Source organism: Pantanalinema sp. (genome assembly GCA_036704125.1).
In the GTDB taxonomy this organism is placed as follows: domain Bacteria; phylum Cyanobacteriota; class Sericytochromatia; order S15B-MN24; family UBA4093; genus JAGIBK01.
This window is the reverse complement of record DATNQI010000060.1, coordinates 51,903-70,903: the sequence shown is the minus strand read 5'-3', so window position 1 is coordinate 70,903 and position 19,001 is coordinate 51,903. Positions and strand designations below refer to the sequence as shown.

At 70.4% G+C, this 19,001-nt stretch carries 18 protein-coding genes; 17 read left to right on the top strand and 1 reads right to left on the bottom strand.

Translation table 11 applies throughout. The annotated features are described in order from the left end of the window. The 16 genes from V6D00_09615 to V6D00_09540 all read left to right on the top strand — a co-directional run bounded on the left by V6D00_09615 (position 1) and on the right by V6D00_09540 (position 16,213). Positions 1-582: a hypothetical protein gene (locus tag V6D00_09615; protein HEY9899426.1), complete on the top strand. Its 582-nt coding sequence runs from the start codon at positions 1-3 to the stop codon at positions 580-582. 41 nt (positions 583-623) lie between these two features. After that, positions 624-1,022, top strand: coding sequence for a hypothetical protein (locus V6D00_09610; protein HEY9899425.1), 399 nt, complete (start codon positions 624-626; stop codon positions 1,020-1,022). Positions 1,023-1,025: 3 nt separating this feature from the next. Further along, the gene (locus V6D00_09605; GenBank protein ID HEY9899424.1) at positions 1,026-2,408 is read left to right on the top strand and encodes a carboxypeptidase-like regulatory domain-containing protein; all 1,383 of its coding nucleotides are present in this window, start codon (positions 1,026-1,028) and stop codon (positions 2,406-2,408) included. Between the two features lie 2 nt (positions 2,409-2,410). Further along, complete coding sequence (locus V6D00_09600) at positions 2,411-2,860, top strand: hypothetical protein (protein HEY9899423.1); 450 nt, start codon at positions 2,411-2,413, stop codon at positions 2,858-2,860. Positions 2,861-2,957: 97 nt separating this feature from the next. Beyond that, positions 2,958-3,608, top strand: a complete 651-nt coding sequence (locus tag V6D00_09595) for a hypothetical protein (GenBank protein ID HEY9899422.1) — start codon at positions 2,958-2,960, stop codon at positions 3,606-3,608. A 104-nt stretch (positions 3,609-3,712) separates the two neighbouring features. After that, positions 3,713-4,363 (top strand): hypothetical protein, encoded by a 651-nt coding sequence (locus V6D00_09590; GenBank protein HEY9899421.1) that lies wholly within the window; start codon positions 3,713-3,715, stop codon positions 4,361-4,363. Positions 4,364-4,488: 125 nt separating this feature from the next. Further along, positions 4,489-5,049 (top strand): hypothetical protein, encoded by a 561-nt coding sequence (locus V6D00_09585; protein HEY9899420.1) that lies wholly within the window; start codon positions 4,489-4,491, stop codon positions 5,047-5,049. A gap of 249 nt (positions 5,050-5,298) precedes the next feature. Continuing rightward, entirely contained in the window at positions 5,299-7,764 is a 2,466-nt protein-coding gene (locus V6D00_09580) for a methyl-accepting chemotaxis protein (protein ID HEY9899419.1), read from the top strand. A 76-nt stretch (positions 7,765-7,840) separates the two neighbouring features. Further along, a complete protein-coding gene (locus V6D00_09575) occupies positions 7,841-8,881 on the top strand; it encodes a hypothetical protein (protein ID HEY9899418.1) in 1,041 nt (346 codons plus the stop codon). Then, positions 8,878-9,786, top strand: coding sequence for a DUF4388 domain-containing protein (locus tag V6D00_09570; GenBank protein ID HEY9899417.1), 909 nt, complete (start codon positions 8,878-8,880; stop codon positions 9,784-9,786). The genes V6D00_09575 and V6D00_09570 overlap by 4 nt, the downstream gene beginning before the upstream one ends. 46 nt (positions 9,787-9,832) lie before the next feature. Beyond that, positions 9,833-10,309: a roadblock/LC7 domain-containing protein gene (locus V6D00_09565; protein ID HEY9899416.1), complete on the top strand. Its 477-nt coding sequence runs from the start codon at positions 9,833-9,835 to the stop codon at positions 10,307-10,309. A gap of 12 nt (positions 10,310-10,321) precedes the next feature. Continuing rightward, positions 10,322-10,900, top strand: a complete 579-nt coding sequence (locus V6D00_09560; GenBank protein ID HEY9899415.1) for a GTPase domain-containing protein — start codon at positions 10,322-10,324, stop codon at positions 10,898-10,900. Between the two features lie 12 nt (positions 10,901-10,912). Further along, positions 10,913-12,829 (top strand): protein kinase, encoded by a 1,917-nt coding sequence (locus V6D00_09555; protein ID HEY9899414.1) that lies wholly within the window; start codon positions 10,913-10,915, stop codon positions 12,827-12,829. Positions 12,830-12,923: 94 nt separating this feature from the next. After that, positions 12,924-14,267: a phosphatidylserine/phosphatidylglycerophosphate/cardiolipin synthase family protein gene (locus V6D00_09550; protein ID HEY9899413.1), complete on the top strand. Its 1,344-nt coding sequence runs from the start codon at positions 12,924-12,926 to the stop codon at positions 14,265-14,267. A 130-nt stretch (positions 14,268-14,397) separates the two neighbouring features. Further along, the gene (locus tag V6D00_09545) at positions 14,398-15,432 is read left to right on the top strand and encodes a hypothetical protein (GenBank protein HEY9899412.1); all 1,035 of its coding nucleotides are present in this window, start codon (positions 14,398-14,400) and stop codon (positions 15,430-15,432) included. Beyond that, positions 15,416-16,213 (top strand): Ig-like domain-containing protein, encoded by a 798-nt coding sequence (locus V6D00_09540; protein ID HEY9899411.1) that lies wholly within the window; start codon positions 15,416-15,418, stop codon positions 16,211-16,213. The genes V6D00_09545 and V6D00_09540 overlap by 17 nt, the downstream gene beginning before the upstream one ends. 64 nt (positions 16,214-16,277) lie before the next feature. Here V6D00_09540 and V6D00_09535 read toward each other — a convergent pair whose 3' ends face one another. Further along, positions 16,278-17,993 (bottom strand): hypothetical protein, encoded by a 1,716-nt coding sequence (locus tag V6D00_09535; protein ID HEY9899410.1) that lies wholly within the window; start codon positions 17,991-17,993, stop codon positions 16,278-16,280. Positions 17,994-18,077: 84 nt separating this feature from the next. Between V6D00_09535 and V6D00_09530 the strand changes: the two genes are divergently transcribed. Further along, entirely contained in the window at positions 18,078-18,995 is a 918-nt protein-coding gene (locus V6D00_09530) for an ABC transporter ATP-binding protein (protein HEY9899409.1), read from the top strand. Positions 18,996-19,001: the final 6 nt, after the last annotated feature.

Here is a 19,001-nt window from a genome sequence, read left to right as displayed (position 1 = left end):
ATGTCCAGTCGCCTCGAAACGGCCATGAAGGGCGCGATCGCCCTGGTCGCCTCCTGCCTGTTCGCCTTGCCCGCCGCGGCCTCGACCATGCCCCGGGCCGACATGGCCGGCAAGGACGCGCGTTACTTCGGCCTGGGGATCGGCAACGGCCTCAGCGCCTCGGTGGACTTCGGCCTGAGCAAGGACGTGACCCTGGGGGCCTCGCTCGGGACCGGCCTCTACCAGGCCGAGTACAGCCGCTTCGACATTCGCCTGCTCTACGACTTCGTCAACGGCGCTCGGCGGGACCTGAGCGTGGCCGGGATCATCGGGTTGTGGGGCGGCTCGCGGTGGGGGAACGCCTACGCCTTCGCGCCCGGCATCGAGATCGGCTTCGGGCTGGCCTACCCCTTCACCCGGCAGCTCACCGGCCGCCTCAACCTGGTGGTGCCCTACTACGGCCTCTCGGGCGGCCCCTACTACGACCTGTTCGGCGGGCCGAGCGGCGGGGTGGAGCTCGCCTACAAGTTCCAGCCCCACCTCGAGGGCACCATCGGAAGCAACGGCCAGGGCAACCTGCTGGGCCTCAAGCTGAACTTCTGATCGCCTTGCGGTCGCGCCGGGCCCTCGGCTAAACTGGGGGCATGAAGCACGCCCTGCCGGCACTCCTGGCGATTTCGATCCTCGCTGCGGCCTCCCGGTCGGCTCTGGCCGCCGAGAGGCCCCCGTTCAAGCCCGCTCCGCTGCCGCCGGAGCAGGCCCTCTTCGGCTTCCTGCCCCAGAAGGACCCGCGCATCGCCGCGGGGCTCAGCCTCGCGGTCAACGGCACGGGCCAGTTCTACAACGGCGAGACCGCCAAGGGCTGGTGGTGCCTCGCGCCGGTGCTCGCCTATCCCCTCGCCTGGGCCCTCGACGGCGCCCTCGGCTCGGGCTACTTCCGCGCGGGGGACGCCCTCGTCATCATCGGGACCAAGGCCTACTCCGCCCTCGACGCCTACCGGGTGGCGGACGAGGCCGCGCGCCGCGCGCAGCAGGGGCGCTAGGCCGTGCGCGCCCCCTTCCTCGCCCTTTCCCTTTGCCTTCTTTCGGCCGTGCCGGCGAGCGCGGCGACCCTGTGGGGGACCGGGGGGCTCAGCGCCATGCCCGATGCGCGGACCCTTCGGGCGCGCGAGTTCGAGCTGGGAGCCCGCTCGGTCCTGCCCGGCGATCGGCCAGGGGCGAGCCTCGGCTTTCTCAGGTTCGGCCTCGTGGACGGCCTCGAGGGGACCCTCGTCTACGCGGTGCCCGACTACGCCACCCTCTCGGGGGCCCTCAAGTACCAGGTGATGCGGCCGAGCGCCGCCGATCCCACGGCGCTCGCCGTCGGCCTCTCGCTGCTCGGGATCGACGCGGCGGGCCCCCTGTCGGGCCTCCACTACCACATGGTCCTCTCGCGCGACCTCGCCGGCCGGATCGGGGCGCGCCCCTTCCACTGGGGCACCCTGCACCTGGGCTTCGACGGGGACGTGGCCCTGAACACCCGCCTGATGGCGGGGCTCGAGGTGCCGTTCGGCCCCCTGGGCCGGCTGACGGTCGAGGGCCACGGCCCGCAGGCGGCCTCGGGCGCCTACACGGGGGTGGGCATCGAGCTGACGCCCCTGTCGTGGCTCCGCCTCGGCGCCGGCAGCCTGGGCGTGCCCGGCCTCTCGCCGCTCGATCGCGGCCTCTACTACGGCGCGAGCGTCCAGGGCATGCTCCCCGAGCTCGGGCGCGCCCCGGCCCAGGCCCCCGCTGCGGCCGCGCCGCCTGCCGCTCGGCCGCAGCCCTCGCCGGGCGCCAGCCCCGCGAGCGCCCCGAGCGTCCTGGCGGGGGTCCTCGCCCCGCCCGCCCTGCCGGCAGCCACCCTCGTCGGCCGCGTCCTCGGGCCCGACGGGGCCCCGCGCTCGGGCCACGCCGTGAGCCTCGCGAGCCCCCCGCGCCGGGCCACCACCACCGCCACGGGCTACTTCTACCTGCCGGCGCTCGCGCCGGGGACCTACCCGCTCGAGGTCTTCGCGCCCGGCGGCGAGAAGGTGGCAGGCGCCACGGCCTCGATCGAGGAGAGGGGGCCGGTCTCGCTCACGATCCAGCTCGGTTCATCGCCCGAAGCCAGGGCCGAGCGCCCCGCTGCGACCCCCGCGCCCCTGCGGCGCGGCGCGATCGAGGGCACGGTGACCGACGCGGCGACCGCGGCCCCGCTCGGGGGCGTTCGCCTGGTCCTGGAGGGGACGGGGGTCTCGGTGCTCGCCGTGACGGACACGGCGGGCCGCTTCAAGGTCATCGACCTGGGGCCGGGGCAGTACCGCGTGCGCGCGGAGCGCCCGGGCTACGCCGCGGCCACCGCGAGCGCCCGCGTCGAGCCCTCGGCGCCCTTCGCCACGGTGCGCCTCTCCATCAAGCGCGGGGGCTAGCCGTGGAGCCGCGCGCCGCCTCCTATCGCACCCTGGCGGCCCTCGCCTACCTGCCTCCGGTGGCGATCGCGGTCCTGCTCGCCCCGGCCTATCGCGCGGTGCGCCACCTGCGCTTCCACGCGATCCAGTCCCTGGCGCTCACGGCGCTCGGGCTCGGCGGGGCCATGGCGCTCGGCTGGGGCGGGGCGATCCTCGGGGGCCTGCCTTTTCTCGGCTTCTTCTTGCTGGGGCTAACGGGGCTCGCCATCTCGCTGTGGATGATCGGCGGGCTGGGGCTATCGGTGTACGCGGCGGTCATGGCCTACCAGGGGAACACCACCCGCCTGCCCCTGCTCGATCGCCACCTGCGGCGCCTGGATCGCCGCCTCGAGCGGCGCTGGGCGGCCGCCGGACTCGAAGGCGAGGCCCTCGAGCAGCGCGTGCGCCGGCGCAGGCCTCGTTCTCCCGGATAGCTCGGCGCGGCTCTCGCTCGATCCGCTACAATGGCAAATCGAGCGAGGCTCTCGCGGGACGAGAGCCCGCCGGAGGGTTTCGCGCTGGAGGAGTGCCGTGTCGAATCTCGCCGCCATCCGATGGCTGGGCCTCGCGCTCGCCGCCCTGAGCGCCCTAGCGGCCTGCTCTGCCGGCACGCCGAGCGTGACCCTCCAGGGGCGCGTGCGCCCCCCCTCCTCCGAGGGGATCTCCCAGCCCGCCGCCCTGCCCGCCCGCAAGGGCAGCCCCCTGACGGTGGCCAACCTCGCGGGCACGCTGGGCAAGGCCGACGCCGCCACCGTGACCAACGACCAGGGCGACTTCTCCTTCGACGTTCGCACCGACGCCCTGAGCGAGGCCGGCGACTGGGTCAAGGTGGCCTGGCGCCACCCCGGCCGGGGCGGCCCCCTGCTCGCGCGGACCTTCCGCCTGACCAGGGGGCAGACCGGGACGATCCAGGGGGATCTGACCGACCTGTCCACCCTGGTGAGCCTGGCCCTGGAGGCCGAGCGCCAGCTCGACGCCTCGCGCCTGCTCGATGCCACGGGCAAGCCCCGCAGCCCGCAGCAGCTCGAGAACGAGCTCGCAACCCAGGCGGCCGGCACCGGGGGGATCCTCGGGACCTTCCAGCAGCGGTTCTACGGCTACCTGGCCGGGGGCGCGACCCCGCCCGGGGCGGACTCGGACCTGGCCCAGGATGCGGTCGAGCTCCTCTTCCCCAAGCAGTAGCCAACCGATTTGGTCCTCGCCCGCCAAGCCTTGCGACCGGGGGTCGTGCTAGCCTCTTGAGGCGACTCCCGCGCTCGCGCGCACCAACGGCGAAGGGGGCTCTGATGACGCGCAGGACCATGGCGACCCGGGCCATGCTCGGGCTCTTGGCGCTCGGCCTGGGGGGCTTTTCGATCGGCGGGTGTGCCTGGCCCCGGATCTCCCCCGAGAACTCCTTGCCGCGGCTGGTGACGCTGTACGGCCAGGCCCTCTTGCCCGACGACTACGCGGTGGCCGCGGAGTCCAGGCCCGCCCCGCGCACCTTCGGCTCGCGCCTCTCGACCCTCGACGGCCGCGTGCTCGCGGTCGGCAGCGTCACCAGCGACGCGGGCGACTTCTCGCTCAACGTCCCGGCCACCGACCTCTCGCAGAGCGCCGCCCTCTACGAGGTGGCCCTGCTCGATCCGGGGCGCGTCCCGGTGTACCGGGGGCTGGTGCGCCTTTCCTCGGGCACGAGCGAGACCTCCCTCACCCTGAGCGCGGCGACCACCACCGTGGCGATCGCAGCCCAGGCCTTCAAGCGCTCGGGACGGGATCCGGCCACCTGGGACCCCGAGGCCCTCGCCGGGATCGCGAGCGTCAAGGCTTCCGCCCAGCAGTACGCTTCTCAGCTCGCCCGCTGGAGCAGCCAGTCGATCGGCGCGAGCCGGCCCCCGGCGCCGCCCGAGCCCAGCGCCAGCGCGATCGCGAGCGTCATCGCCGTCGCCGGCCGCTAGCGCGACGATCCCCCGGGAACAGCAAGCTTACCGATACCTTAAACCACCCTTCACCTCTTCCGCGTCAGTTCGCGGCGGGGGGCGTGCATATAGTGTTAGCACGGTTCGCTTTGGAGGGTGGAGAGATGGTTCGATTCGGTACTGCGCGCCTGACGCCGATGGTCGCCGCGCTCGGCGTGGCCCTCGCGATCGCCCTCGGCGGTTGCGGCCGCACCGGGGCCCCCCAGGTGGACGACCTGACGAGCGACACCAGCTCCTACGATCAGCTCGACACCACCGCCGACAGCGGCCTCTACACCGACCCCGCCACCTACTCGGCCACGCCCGAGCCCGAGGCGACCCCGACCCCCGATCCCACCCCGACGCCCGCCCCGACCGCGACGCCGACCCCCGCTCCCACCGCGAAGCCCATCGACCTGGCCTACGCCCTGCGGGTCATCGACCTCAAGACCGAGACCAGCGGCGTGCTGGGCTTCAAGAAGGTCACGGCGACGGCCCAGGTGATGAACCCCAGCTTCTTGATGCAGCGCGCCGGCACCCTGGTGGTGACCTTCACCAAGAAGGGCGCGATCGTCGAGACCCAGCGCTTCAGCGTCGTGCTCGACCCCGCGGTGATCCGCGACTACACCGTCAAGTCGAACGAGTACGCCGACGCGGCGACCGCGGACGTGCTGACGACTCAATAGGGAACCCGCGCTCATCCCCTCCACCCGAGCCCCCGCCGCTGGCGGGGGCTTTCGCCCGTAAGCCACCCCGGAAAAAGCCCCCTGCCGAGGGGCTTCGCAGAGACTTCCTCGCCCGCAAGGAGCTTCTTAGATCCGTAGAAACCCCACTGTCTCTTGCTTTCAGCTGGATTTATGCTTCAATCTTGAGGCCGGGACAGCAACCCCCCGGTCTTGGCACCACCTTGGCGCGATCAACTGAAAGAGGGCGCGATGAGAAACCTGAAGATCCGACACCTGCTCATGGCTCTGATCGCGCTGCTGGCGCTGCTCTGCGTCCTGCTGCTCTTCAAGGAGGGGACGCGCGTCGCAGCCGACGCCGCCAAGGCCGCCTGGCTCCAGCAAGCCAACCGCATGGCCGACTTCATCCTCACGGCGAACGCCAGTGAGGCCATCGAGCGCGGCGTGACGGCCACGGCGATCGCCAAGCCGGAGACGGTGACGCCCGAGACCGTGACCAAGATCCGCGCGCTGCGCGAGACCGGCGACAAGGCCTTCGAGGAGGCGCTCGCCATCGCCGAGCAGATGAAGGGGCCTGATGCGGCTCATCCGCTCAACGGGAGCCTCCAGGTCCTCGCCGAGCGCCGCTCGGCCCTGGAGGACTCCCGCCGCGCGGTCGATCGGATCCTCGAGACCCGGACGGCCGATCTGGCCCCCAAGGCCTGGATCGGGACCATGACGAGCTTCATCGAGGCCCTGTCCCAGGTGCGGCGGGATGCCTTCACGGCCAAGACGCCCCTGGACGAGGCCTATCGCAGCAACCTCCAGGTCAAGGAGATCGTCTTCCTGGCTGCCGAGTACGCCGGACGCGAGCGGGCCACCATCGGGTCGGCCATCGCCCAGGGCAAGCCCATCGAGGGCGAGACCGCCCAGAACCTCGCGCGCTTCAGGGCCATCGTCGACCAGAACGTCGCGGTCCTTCGCCTCATCACCCGGAAGCTCCCGGCCGACTCGCAGGTGGGCGAGGCCATGGTCGGGCTCGACGCCGAGTTCCTCGGGCGCTTCGAGAAGGTTCGCCAGTCCGTTTATCGGGCGAGCGACGCCCGTTCCCCCTATCCCCTGGCGGGTGGGGCATGGGTCAAGGAAGCCACGCGCGGGATCGACTCCATCCTGGAGGTGGCGACGGCCGTCAGCGCGGACACCGAGCGGGCCGTCAGCGCCGCGCGCAAGGAGCAGCAGCTCAACACCGCCCTCTTGGTCCTGACGTCGCTCGTCACCCTGACCCTGGTCGGCCTTGCGATCGTCCTCATCCGCCGCCGGATCATCGCCCCGCTGCTGAAGCTCCTGGAGGTCGCCCAGGCCGTCGCCAACGGCGAGCTCGATCGCCACGTCGCCATCACCAGCCGGGACGAGCTGGGGGATCTGGCCGCCTCCTTCGACAAGATGATGGTCTACCTTCGCGAGATGGCCACGGCCGCCGAGGAGGTCAGCGCCGGCAACCTGAGCGTCCGGGTCGCCGCCAAGAGCGATCGCGATCGCCTCGGGACGGCCATCGCCCGGATGATCGACGGGCTGCAGGTCATCGTGCGGGAAGTGCGCCAAACCGCCGGCGCCGTCACCTCGGCCGCGAGCCAGATCGTCTCCTCCAGCCACCAGCTCGCCACGACGGCCACGGTGCAGGCCTCGAGCAGCGAGGTGACCTCGGCAGCCATGGAGGAGATGGCCGCGAACCTCAAGGCCGTGGATGCCAGCACCCAGGACCTGGAGCGCAAGGTCTCGGTGGTCCAGGACCAGTCCAACGAGCTGGCGGCGGCCGTGACGCAGACGTCGGGGGCCATGGCGGAGCTCGCCGCGAGCATCCAGCAGGTGGCGGGCAACGCCTCGAAGGCCAACCAGGTCGCCGCGGGCTCGAGCGAGGCCATCGCCTCGGGCGAAGAGGCCGTCGCCGAGGCGAAGTCCGGCATGTCGGCCATCGCGGAGACCATGACGGGGATCCGCGCGACCATCGAGGGGCTCTCGGCGCGCTCGGGCGAGATCGGCGCCATCATCGAGGTGATCGACGACATCGCCGAGCAGACCAACCTCCTGGCCCTCAACGCCGCCATCGAGGCGGCGCGAGCCGGCGAGGCGGGCCGCGGCTTCGCGGTGGTCGCCGACGAGGTGCGCAAGCTCGCCGAGCGCTCGGCCAAGGCCACCAAGGAGATCGGGGGCCTCATCCAGGGGATCCAGAACGAGACGGCCCACGCCGTCGGCGTCACCCATGTGGGCACCGAGAAGGTGCATCAGGGCGTGCGGCTCGCCGAGCACACGCACGAGGCCCTGCAGCGCATCAAGGGGGCGTCCGCCGAGATGGCCCTGCTCCTCCACGAGGTGGAGCAGGCGACCAGCCAGCAGGCGCAAGCCAGCCACCAGATCGTCACGGCGGCCGAGCAAATGGCGGGGGTCAACGAGCAGGTGAACGCCGCCGTCGACGAGATGCACCAGCTCACCCGCTCGGTCAGCTACGCCACGGCCGAGCAGCGCGTGGGGGGCGACCAGGTGGTCCGGGCCATCGAGAGCTTGAATACCAGCGCCCATGAGGCATCCCTCGCCACCGCGAACGTCTCGGGGGCCGCCGACGACCTCAACGGCCATGCCCGCGGGCTCCAGGGGGCCGTCGCCCGCTTCAAGCTGGAAACCGGCGCGATCGACGTGCGGATCGAGGCCGCGCCGCTGCTCGCACTGGGCGAGCGGCGCTGAGCGAGGGGGGGATCCGTCCCCCCTGCTCGCCGGGGCCGCGTGCTATGATGGCAGGCGTCCGTCTTTCCGAGGGTCCATGCGCTCCGTGACCGCCCCCACCTCCCCCTTGCCGGCCCTCGAAGGCCCCCTGCCGCCTCCCAGCCGCCCGCCCGCGGCCTGGGCCGTCGAGCAGCTCCGGGGCCTGGGCGTCACGAGCGCGCTGTGCCTCTTCAGCGGCTGGGGGGCCGAGGCGCGGGCCTTCAAGCGCATGGGCTGGTCGGTGACCACCCTGGACCCCTTGGCCTCGAGCGTCTGGTGGAGCCGCGCCTTCGTCGCGGGCGGCGCCCAGCCGCTGGGCGATCGGCGCCTGGCCGAGTGGCTCAAGCTGCGCAAGGAGCCAGAGGTCGTCAAGCGCTTCCTCCCCTGGGCCAACCGCTACTTCACCCCGGAAGAGACCATCTGGCTGGGCATCTGGCACCAGCACCTCATGGCCTCGACGCTCCCCGACGAGGAGCGCGCCATCGGGGTGGTCGCCGTCTACTGGGCCATCCGCTACTGGCTCTCATGGAACCAACAGGAGCTGGGCTTCAAGCCACTGCCCCCCTCGGCCGTGTTCCGTCACTACGTCGAGCAGGCGAACCGCATGCGCGAGCAGTGCCGGGGCCTCCCCGATGGGCGGCATGCGGCCGAGCGCCTCGGCCCCGAGCCCGCCCTGTCTAAATATCCGGGCGAGCTGCTATACTGTTACGTCCCTCCGTTGGAGGGTATAGGATCCCTCGGCTTGGCTCAGCTGCTTTCCGAGCGATGGACGCAGGGGGATCCCGCACTCTCGGCCCCGCTGCTGATGCCGGGAACGCTCGGCGGCGCCTTCTCGGACCCGGCCGCTCACATCGCGGCCGTCGAGGGCCTGATCGGCGCGGCGGAAGGCTTCCCCGCGGTGGCCCTCGCCTACCGGGGGACGCTCGGGGCGGCAATCGAGGCCGCGCTGGCGAAGCGCCGGCCGGTGCTCTCCCGCCGGGAGCTCGCCATCCCCTACCCCTTGGGGAACGGGGAACGGATCGTCACCGAGGGCCTGATCGTCGCCGGGGCCGCCAGGGGGCGGCAAGAGCCCGGGAGCGCAAAAGGATCGATTCAATGATTGCCGAAGGCAGCCTACAAGATTTCAGCTTCAGCGACCTGATCCAGATCATCGGCCTCAACGCCTCGACCGGGACGCTTCGCCTTTCGAGCGAGGGGCGTGACGGGATGCTCTCGTGCGCCGAGGGGCGGATCGTGGGCGCCCAGGTCCAGGACCTCTCGGGCGAGGAAGCCGTCTACGCTCTCTTCCACTGGGACACGGGGGCGTTCAGCTTCGACGCCGCCCCCCCCGACGGGATCGCCAACGTGACGGCGCCGCTCGGCGAGCTCGCCCAGGAGGGGATCCGCCGACTCGATCGCTGGCGCGCCGTGCGCGCCGAGCTCTCGACCATGACCCCGCGCGCGCGCTTCCGCTCCGCCCGGCCCGAGCTCGGGGGCTCGCCCTCCTCGCTGGCCGTCGAGCTCGGCGCCAAGCTCTGCTCTCCCGAGGGCAGGACCCTCTCGGATCTCTCGCGCGAGCTGGGGCTCGACGAGCTCTCGGTCGCCCAGGCCCTGCTCGAGCTGCACCGCGAGGGGGCGCTCATCGTCGAGACCGCGCCCGACGAGGCGCTGCGCAGCGTGTTTCGCCGCCTGTGCGAGGAGCTCTACGCGCGCTTCGCGTCGATCTCGGGCCTCAAGATGACCGAGGGCCTCGAAGCCCTCCTGAACGAGCAGGCCCGCTTCGAGGGCGTCGAGCTCCGCTGGCGCAGCGGCGCGGTGCAGGACGGCATCCCCGCGACCCACTCCTTCGACGCGCTGCGCGACCTGTACCGGGGTTTCCTGGAGCAGGCCTTCGCCTACGTCACCAAGATCCACGGCCCCGGCTTCACCGAGAAGGTCCTCGCGGACGCCCTCGCGGGCGCGAGCCCCGAGGAGCTGAGCGGCTGGGAGGCCCTGTCGTTGCCCGTCACCCTGAGGACCCCGTAGCGCATCCGATGCCGCCAGATCGCCTGGCAGGAGGACTTCACCACTCATGGCCATCTCGAAGCACCTGGTCCTTACGGAAGACGGGATCCGTGCCCTCAACAACTCGCTCGGCAACCTCGTGCTCGACTCGGGCGCGCGAGCGGCGCTGCTCATCGACAAGTCGGGCCAGATGATCGCGGCCCAGGGCGAGACCAGCCACTACGACACCATGTCGATCTCGGCGCTGGTCACCGGCTCCTTCAACTCCACCAAGGCGATCGCCACCTTGCTGGGCGAGGCGGAGTTCACCAAGATGTTCCAGCAGGGCTCCACCCACTCGATCTACGTGGCCGCCCTCAGGAGCCAGGAGATCCTGGCCGTCATCTTCCCGAACCAGATCCCGGTGGGCCGCATCAAGTACAAGGTCGAGCAGTCGCTGGATACCGTCGACCAGCAAATGCATGCGATGTACCAGCAAACCCCCGCGTCCTCCCCCATGCGGCCCGCGCAGGCGCCGGCGCCCAAGATCAACGACTTGTTTTAGGAGAGAATGTCGATGGCCCTCATCAACTACGCCAGCCGCGAAATCAACTGCAAGATCGTCTACTACGGCACCGGCCTGGGCGGCAAGACCACCAACCTCGAGTACATCTTCAAGCAGCTCGCCCCCGGCATCCGCGGCGAGATGATCAGCCTGGCGACCGAGACCGAGCGCACCCTGTTCTTCGACTTCCTGCCGCTTGATCTCGGCTCGGTGCAGGGCTTCAAGACCAAGTTCTCCCTGTACACCGTCCCCGGCCAGGTGGAGTACAACGCGAGCCGCAAGCTGATCCTCAACGGGGTGGACGGCATCGTGTTCGTCGCCGACAGCCAGACCGAGAAGATGCAGGAGAACATCGAGAGCCTCCGCAACATGGAGGAGAACCTCGCCGAGTACGGCCTGACCCTGGACTCGGTGCCCTACGTCCTTCAGTACAACAAGCGCGACCTGCCGAACGTCAACGCCTTCGAGGATCTCGAGAGCGCGCTGAACGATCGCGGCGTGCCCTCGTTCGAGGCGGTCGCGGTCGAGGGCTCGGGGGTCTTCGCGACCCTCAAGGCCGTCTCCAAGGCCGTCCTCAATCGCCTGAGCTAAGAGGGCAGCGCCCTGTCCGATCGCATCGCCGATTACGAGGTCATCGCCGAGCTCGCGCGTTCCGCGTCGGGCCGGATCCTCATTGCCCAGGCGCCGGGCTCCAAGCGCCTCCTGGCGATCAAGGAGATGCTGATCGAGCAGGACGCGGGCCTCTCGGTCGACGAGCAGGTGGCGCGCTTCAAGCGCGAGGCGGACATCCACCTCCAGCTCAACCACCCCAACATCATCAAGGCCTACGACTCCGGGATGGACGGCGATCGCCACTACCTGGTCATGGAGTACCAGCCGGGCGGAAACTGGCACGCGGTGATGGAGGAGCGGCGCCGCAGCCCCATCCCCCAGGTCCTCGAGTGGGGGATCCAGCTCTGCAACGCCCTCCAGCACCTCCACGAGCAGGGGGTGGTCCACCGTGACGTCAAGCCCGCCAACTGCCTGATCTCGCCGGCCGGCCAGCTCAAGCTGACCGACTTCGGCATGGCGCGCCGCGCCTTCGCTCCCGGCATCACCCAGGCCAAGATGATGCTCGGCACCCTCAACTACATGTCCCCCGAGCAGCTCCTGGACGCCACCTCGGTGGACGGGCGCTCGGACGTGTTCGCCGCGGGCGTCATCCTGTTCAAGGCCTTCACCGGCGAGCTGCCATTCGCGGGCGAGACCCCGACCGACGTGGCCCACCGCCTGCTCTACGCCGAGCCGACCGACTCGCTGGCGCTCAACCCGCGCCTCCCCAAGAGCCTGGGCGACAAGCTGCTCAAGTGCCTGAGCAAGGACCCCGACTTCCGCTACCTCTCCGCCGAGGCGTTCGCCAAGGACCTGGAAGAGGAGCTGCACCGCACCGAGATCTACCTGGCGCAGGGCTACGACCACGCCGAGCACGGGGAGTGGAAGGACGCCAACCACTGCTTCCAGCAGGCGATCGCCATGGACAGCGCCAACGCCGACGCGTGGTTCCAGCTGGGCGAGAGCCTTCATCACCTGGGCCAGCCCGAGCAGGCGAGCGAGTGCTACCTCAAGGTCATCCACCTCAACACCTCCCACATCGAGGCCTACCGTCGCCTGGGCGAGGCCTACCTCGCCACCAAGAACCACCCGGCGGCCATCAAGATGCTGCAGCGCGCCTGGGTCCTGGAGCCCAAGGACCGCGACGTCTGCATGGCGCTCGCCTTGACCTACAAGGAGATGGACCAGCCGAACGAGGCCATGGAGCAGCTCGGCTTCCTCGTCGAGCAGCACCCCGACTGGGCGCGGGCCCACTTCGAGCTGGGGCGCGCCCGCTACGCGGCCGAACGGCTGGAAGAGGCGCTCGGCTCCTTCCGCGTCGCCCATCGCCTGGCTCCGACCGATCCGGACATGCTCTTCAACCTGGCCTCGCTCTTGCACGAGCTGGGCATGCTCGAGGACGCCGAGGAGCACTACGAGAAGCTGATCGTGCTGACGCCCGAGCGCGTCTACACCCACGCCCACCACAACCTGGCCTGCCTGTGGCTGGTGCAGGGGCGCCTGGCCGAGGCCGAGGCGCAGGTGCAGGCGGTGCTCGCCCAGGAGCGCTGGGGCCCGTCGTACCTCTTGCTCGGGGAGATCTTCGAGCGCACCGCGCGCATGCGCGACGCCATCGAGGTGTACCGCGCGGCGATCGAGCTGATGCCCGCGCACGCGGACGCCTACATCGCGCTCGCGCGGGTCCTGCAGCGCACCTTCCAGCCAAACGCCGCCATCGATCTGCTGCGCGAGGCGTCCGGCCGCCTCGCGGACGAGCGCGGCCCGCTGCTGTATCACCTGGCCCTCGCGCTGCGGACCCGCGGCGACACCCTGGAGGCCGCCGACGTCCTGGCGCGCTGCATCGCCGAGCAGCCCCCGCAGGAGATCGCGAAGGCCGCCGAGGCCCTGCTCCTGGCGGTGCGGCCCGCAAGACCCGGCAAGGGCCGCTGAGCGGCGTCGGCCTTCCATCCGCTCCACAGGCAAGTTTCAGCTCGCTCGTCCGATAACTTCGATACGGCAATTCATCGCGCTTGGGGGAATCGGCATGTCGAACATCACGGATCGCGCCCTCTCGTACGGCAAGAACCTGATCGATTCGCTCAAGGGCGCCGACCAGCCAAAGGCCGCTCAGCGCGCCAAGGCGGATCCCAAGGCGCCGCAGATGCCGCTCGACAAGCTCCTCTTGAGCAACGCCACCCGCCACAACGAGGTGACCTACCACGTGGGCGCCGAGGAGTCCTTCCAGGCGATCCTGAGCGCGCTCAAGGGCGCCAAGACCTCCTTCCACATCGAGACCTTCATCTGGCACGACGACCAGACCGGCCGCAAGCTGGCCGAGGCCCTCGTGGAAAAGGTAAAGGAGGCCAAGCGCGAGGGCCGCTCCTTCGACGCCAAGGTCCTGATCGACTCCACCGGCATCAACAGCGACTACGGCACCGAGGACCGGAACATCCTCAAGTACCTCCAGGACAACGGGGTCGACGCCAAGCTCTACAACCCCAAGCTGATCTCCTGGAAGGTCGAGGGGATGCTGCCGCTGACCCACCGCAAGATCTACATCGCCGACGGGGCCAAGTACCTGGTCGGCGGCCGCAACGTGGGCGACGAGTACTTCAAGGCGACCTTCGAGAAGAAGGTGGGCGATCCCAAGTCGGTGGCCAACAGCCACCACGACTTCCTGATGACCGTCGAGGGCGACGAGGCCGCCCGCGTCCAGAAGGAGTTCTACAAGGCCTGGGCCCGCACCGGCGGCAAGGTCCCGGCCGCCGACCCCAAGCCCGTCCCCTCCAAGACCGGCGACACGGCCATCCAGACCTTCATCACCGATCCGCTCAAGGGCGACAAGGGCCTCAAGGAGGTCCACCTCAAGGCGATCGCCAGCGCCCGCAAGGAGATCTTCATCATCAGCCCGTACTTCGCCGACGACGAGCTGGTGCGCGCCCTGATCGCCGCCAAGAAGAAGACCCCCGCGCTCTCGATCAAGGCCCTGATGCCGGCCGCGGGCGAAGGGGGCAAGGACCTCAACTACCAGATGGACATGCTGACCGCCCATCAGCTCCTGAAGGCGGGGGTCGAGGTGCGGCTCAGCTCGGGCGGGGTCGAGAACGGCAAGCCCGTCGAGCGCTTCAGCCACTTCAAGAGCATGACCGTGGACGGGGAGATCCTCTCGATCGGCTCGGCCAACGCCGACTACCGCACCTACAACACCAACCACGAGATCGTGAACATCGTGGCGGACAAGCAGAAGGTGGCGGAGTTCAACCGCACCATCGCCACCCCCGACTGGAACGCGGCCATGCCCATCGACGCCGCCTGGCTCGAGAAGAACTCGAGCTGGGCCGAGAAGGCCTTCCGGATCGTGGCCGAGCCGATCGACTTCCTGTACTGAGCCGCGTCGCGGCATCCCCGACTCCCCCCGTACAGCCGCCGACATCGCGCGCGAGGCGCTTGGTGCTCAGCATTCGATCGGGTTATAGACGAGCCTGGACGCGGGTAAAGATGATCCAGGGAGGCGAGGGATGAACACGACGCACCCGCTGATTCGAGGTTGGTCACTGGCGCTCGGCATCGCCGCGGCGGTGGTCGCCATGCTCGCGTGCGCGCCCTTCGCGGGCCATGCGCCCGACGAGGCGGGGGACACCCCGCCCATCACGGGCCGCGCCTACCTGAACCCCGCCGACAAGCTCTCCCCCTACACGGTCCAGGCCTCCATCACGGAGGTGGCGAGCGCTTCGACGATCGTCCTGATCGACACGGTCGCCAACATCACCCGGGGCAGCACCCTGACGGACGCCGTCGGCAAGTTCACCCTCAGCTTCGGCCGCACGTTCAAGCCCACGGTCAACCGCACCTACTACCTGGAGGCGGTGCGGGGCCTGGGCGACAACGGGGCGGGCAAGAGCGCGGCGCGCGTGCGGACCATTCTCGCCTACACGAGCCAGGGCTGGACCTCGATCACGAGCACGGCCTCCAACGTGCCGGTCGTCATCGACGAGGGGACCACCGCGCTCTCGGCCCTCGCGAACCTCAAGGGGCCCGCCAGGGTCAACCCCATGCATCTCATCGGCGCGCTCGCGCTCCCCTTCAATGGCGTCACGGGCCTTTCGCTCAGCGACTACAACGTCGCCAGGGGGATCGTGACCTCGCTGCTCAAGGCGGACAACGACCCGGTCGCGGGCATCGCCTACGATCCGGGACCGCCCAGCGAGCGCATCTACATGCGCTCGACCGGCGGGGGCAGCGTCCTTTCCATCGAGCCCGCGACGGCGAGCATCACCCCGCCGGACAACACGGTGACCCTCCGGGGCATCCTGTTCGACACCGCCGGTGCGGCGAGCGACGCGGACTCGGCGACCCTCACCGCCCGCAACGTGATCCTCTTCAACAACGTCGCCACCGCCACCGTCACCGGGGTCTCGGCCGATCACCAGTCGCTCTACGCGGTGGTGCCGCCCGAGGCCGAGAGCGGCCCCATCACCGTGAAGGTCAACGGGCAGCTCTACGGCATTCCCGACTACGCCATCTGGGGGACCTTGAATGTGGACATCCACTAGGGGCCTCCTGGGGGCGAGCGTCCTGCTCGTGGCCCTGCTTGCCGGCGCTTGCACCTCCGATGACGCCCCCGTCCTCACCGGGACGATCGTGGGCGGCAACGGCGGCGCGACCGGCCGCGACGAGGCGCCCGGCGACGAGGGGGCGGATCCGACCCCGCCGCCGCTCCAGCTCCCCGTGCTCGCGGCCCTCATCCTCGTACCGGACAGCTTCCAGCTCAGCTCCGATCCGTCGGCGCCGGCGTCCGCCAGGAGCAAGGCGCTCACCGTCCTGGCGCGAATGAGCACGGGGCAGCAGTTCCAAACCGGCGTGACATGGCAGGCCTCACCGGCCGGTCGGGTGAGCCTCGGCGGCGCGAACACGGTGAGCGTCGTGCCCGGTGCCCCCGGAGGCCTGGTGACCCTGACGGCGAGTTCGGGCTCGATCACGGCCACCGCGTCGGTGCTCATCGTGCCGCGCGTGCTGACGGTGAGCGGGGTGAGCGTCTCGGCGACGACCGCGTCGCTCTACGTCCCCGACCGGAACGGGGGCGGGCTTGCCGACCTGCCCCCCCACATGCGCCTGAGCGCCACCGTCACCATGAGCAACGGCTCGACCACCAGCGACGTGAGCTGGGCGAGCACGGACCAGACGGTCGCCCAGGTGGATTCCGCCGGCTACATGGCGGCGCGCGGCGTCGGCACCGCCGAGATCGTGGCCACCTCGACGCAGGACGGCGCCCGTTCGGCGCGGTGCGTCGTCACCGTGACGGCCAAGGGCATCGTCGACGTCGCGCTGGAGTGAGCCGTGAGGCGCTGCCCGCTCCTGGCGGGTGGTGCCGGGCTGCCTGCCCTTCACCCCGCGCCGCTCAGGGCGAGAGCTTGCTGAGCTGCGGCGGCCCGCCGAAGATTCCCCAGAACGCGTAGCTCCGCGGGTTGGGGAAGAGGCCCAGGACCTGCTGTCCCGGTCGGACCGAAAAGGGGGGATTCTGGGCCTTGAACTGGAGGAGCTCGTCCTCGGTGGCCGCCCACTTGTTCCCCAGCTTGTCGATGATCAGCGAGTGAACGGGCTTGCCGGTGTTGAAGGAGAGAGCTGATTGCAAGATCATGCTCTCCGGGGCGACCTTCACCAGCACCGCCTTGCTCTCGTCCTTGTTCTGAAGCACGAGCCAGACCTCGGTCGAATTCACGCTGAGAACGTCCATGGCCACGATGTCGCGGTCGTAGAGCTCCCCGCTCAGGCCGGGCAGATCCAGCGTCCGAACGTACGAACCGGCCTGTCCGGGCTCATCGACCCACCGGTGGTAGACCTGGTAGAGCCGGCGCGGGGTGGCGATCCAGGTGGTGTCGTTGTGGCTCTGGATCCTGAAGGGCCGTCCCGACACCGCCAGGGTCTTCAGCAAGCCGCCGGTCGGACCGTAGACCTTGACCTGGCCGCTGCCCTCGCCCGCCACCCCGACCCAGGCGCGCTGCTCCTGGTCCGTCGCCACCGCGGCAGGGCGCAGCCCCGCCTCGATGGCGCCGAGGAAGTTGCCGTTGACGTCGAAGACGGCGACGTGACGACCGTCGTGCTGCTGGTTGGCCACCCAGACGGTCGCGGGGGCGCCGGCCGGGTGAGCGATCGCGAGCTGCCCCGGCATGAAGGAGGCCTGCATGGAAGCCGGGAAGGAATAGCGCTTGAACCAGCCCGTCGTTGAGCCCGCCATCCGGGTGATCGAGCCGGAAGCCGGGCTGCTCACCCAGAGGATGTCGGGGGTCTCGTGCGTGAGCCAGAAGGGGACCCCGTCCAGCGCTCGGATCTGGAGCGGTGCGGCAGGATCACCGAGCGTCGGCTCGGGGACGGGCGCCGGGGTCGGCACCACGGTGGAGACGGGCGCGGGGGTGAAGGTGGGGCCGGGATCGGGCGTCGGAGCGGAGGTGCCGGGGGTGGCGGTGGGGACTGGGGTCGAGCCCTCCAGGGCCCTCATGTCCGCGATCAGGCCCTCGAGGCGCTGCTTGATGACGAGGTGGCCCTCGAGGTAGGCGTCCACGCCCCTGGCGATCGCCTCGTCCGAGGAAAGGTCGGGCAGGTCGGCATTCGTCATCATGCCGCGCGCCTGGGCGGCGATCTCGTCGAAGCGGCCCTGGTCGAGCTGGGCGAGGGTGAGCCCCTCGCGCCCGAGGCGCTGGGCGAGCATGGTGCTCGCCGCGCTCAGGGTGGTGAGCGACTTGCCGCCCCTGACCCGGACGAAGGTGCGGACGCGGCGGGGCGTGCCAGAGGCGGCCTCGGCCAGGTAGGTCCCGTCCGGGATGGTCGTGTAGAAGGCGAAGCGGCCGCCGCTGTCCGTGAGGACCTCCGGCAGGGCCGGGACGGCCGCTCCTTGGCGCGAGAGCAGGCGGAGCTTGATCCCGCTTCCCGGTTGCTCGGCCAGTGGAGCCAGCTCCTGGGCCCGGTAGGTGCTCGCGCCGGTCTGGGCCGGCAGCACGACGGTCCCCCTCACCGGGGCGCTGTCGAAGCCGCTGACGGCGGGGGGAGCGGTGGGGGTGCAGGCGCACAGCACGGCAAGGGCGATCGCCGCGCTCGGCCCCAGTCGGCGCCAGTCCATGAATGCCTCCAAGAGGCTTATACCCGCTCGCTGGCTTGCCTCTCACCCTTGCCACGGTCCGTGGCGCGCGTTACGCTGTCAAGCATGATCGAGACCCGCCACCTTTCGCGCCAGTTCGGAAGCTTCATCGCCGTCGAGGACCTGACGCTGTCCGTGGCGCCGGGCGAGGTCTTCGGCTTTCTGGGGCCCAACGGCGCGGGCAAGACGACCGTCATGCGGATGCTCGCGGGCCTCATCGCCCCCTCCGGGGGCACGGCCACGGTGGTCGGGCACGACGTCAGGACCGAGGGGCAGGCCATCCGCCGCCGCATCGGGCTCTTGACCGAGACCCCGGGCCTGTACCGCAGGCTCTCCGCCGAGGCAAACCTTCGCTTCTTCGCGCGGCTGTACGGGGTCCAGGAGGCGGAGTCGGCCATCCGCCACTACCTCCAGGTGCTCGGCCTCTACGAGCGCCGCCACGATCCGGTGGGCAGCTTCTCCAAGGGCATGCGCCAGAAGATCGCGATCGCCCGCGCCCTGATCCACGACCCCGACCTGGTCTTTCTGGACGAGCCCACCTCTGGCCTCGATCCCGAGGCCGCGCGCCTGGTGCTGGACTTCATCGTGGGTCTCAAGGCCCAGGGGCGGACGGTCTTCCTCTGCACCCACCACCTGGACGAGGCCGAGCGCCTGTGCGACCGGGTGGGCGTCTTCAAGCGCAAGCTCATCGCGGTGGACACCCCCGAGAGCCTGCGCCGCAACCGCTTCGGCACCAAGACGGTGCTGGAGCTTGCGCGCCGCGAGGACGTCTTGCTGCGCCGGGTGGCGGAGCTGCCCTTCGTGCAGGGGGTCCAGTGGCGCGAGCGCTCGCTCGTGGTCTCGGTCTCGGATCCCGTCCGACAGAACCCGACGCTGGTCCGGGCCGTGGTCGAGGCGGGCGGCGAGGTGCTGTTCGTCCGCGAGGAGAAGGCCAGCCTCGAGCAAGTGTACCTTTCGTTGACGGGGAGTCTGCGCCTTGACTAGCGCATC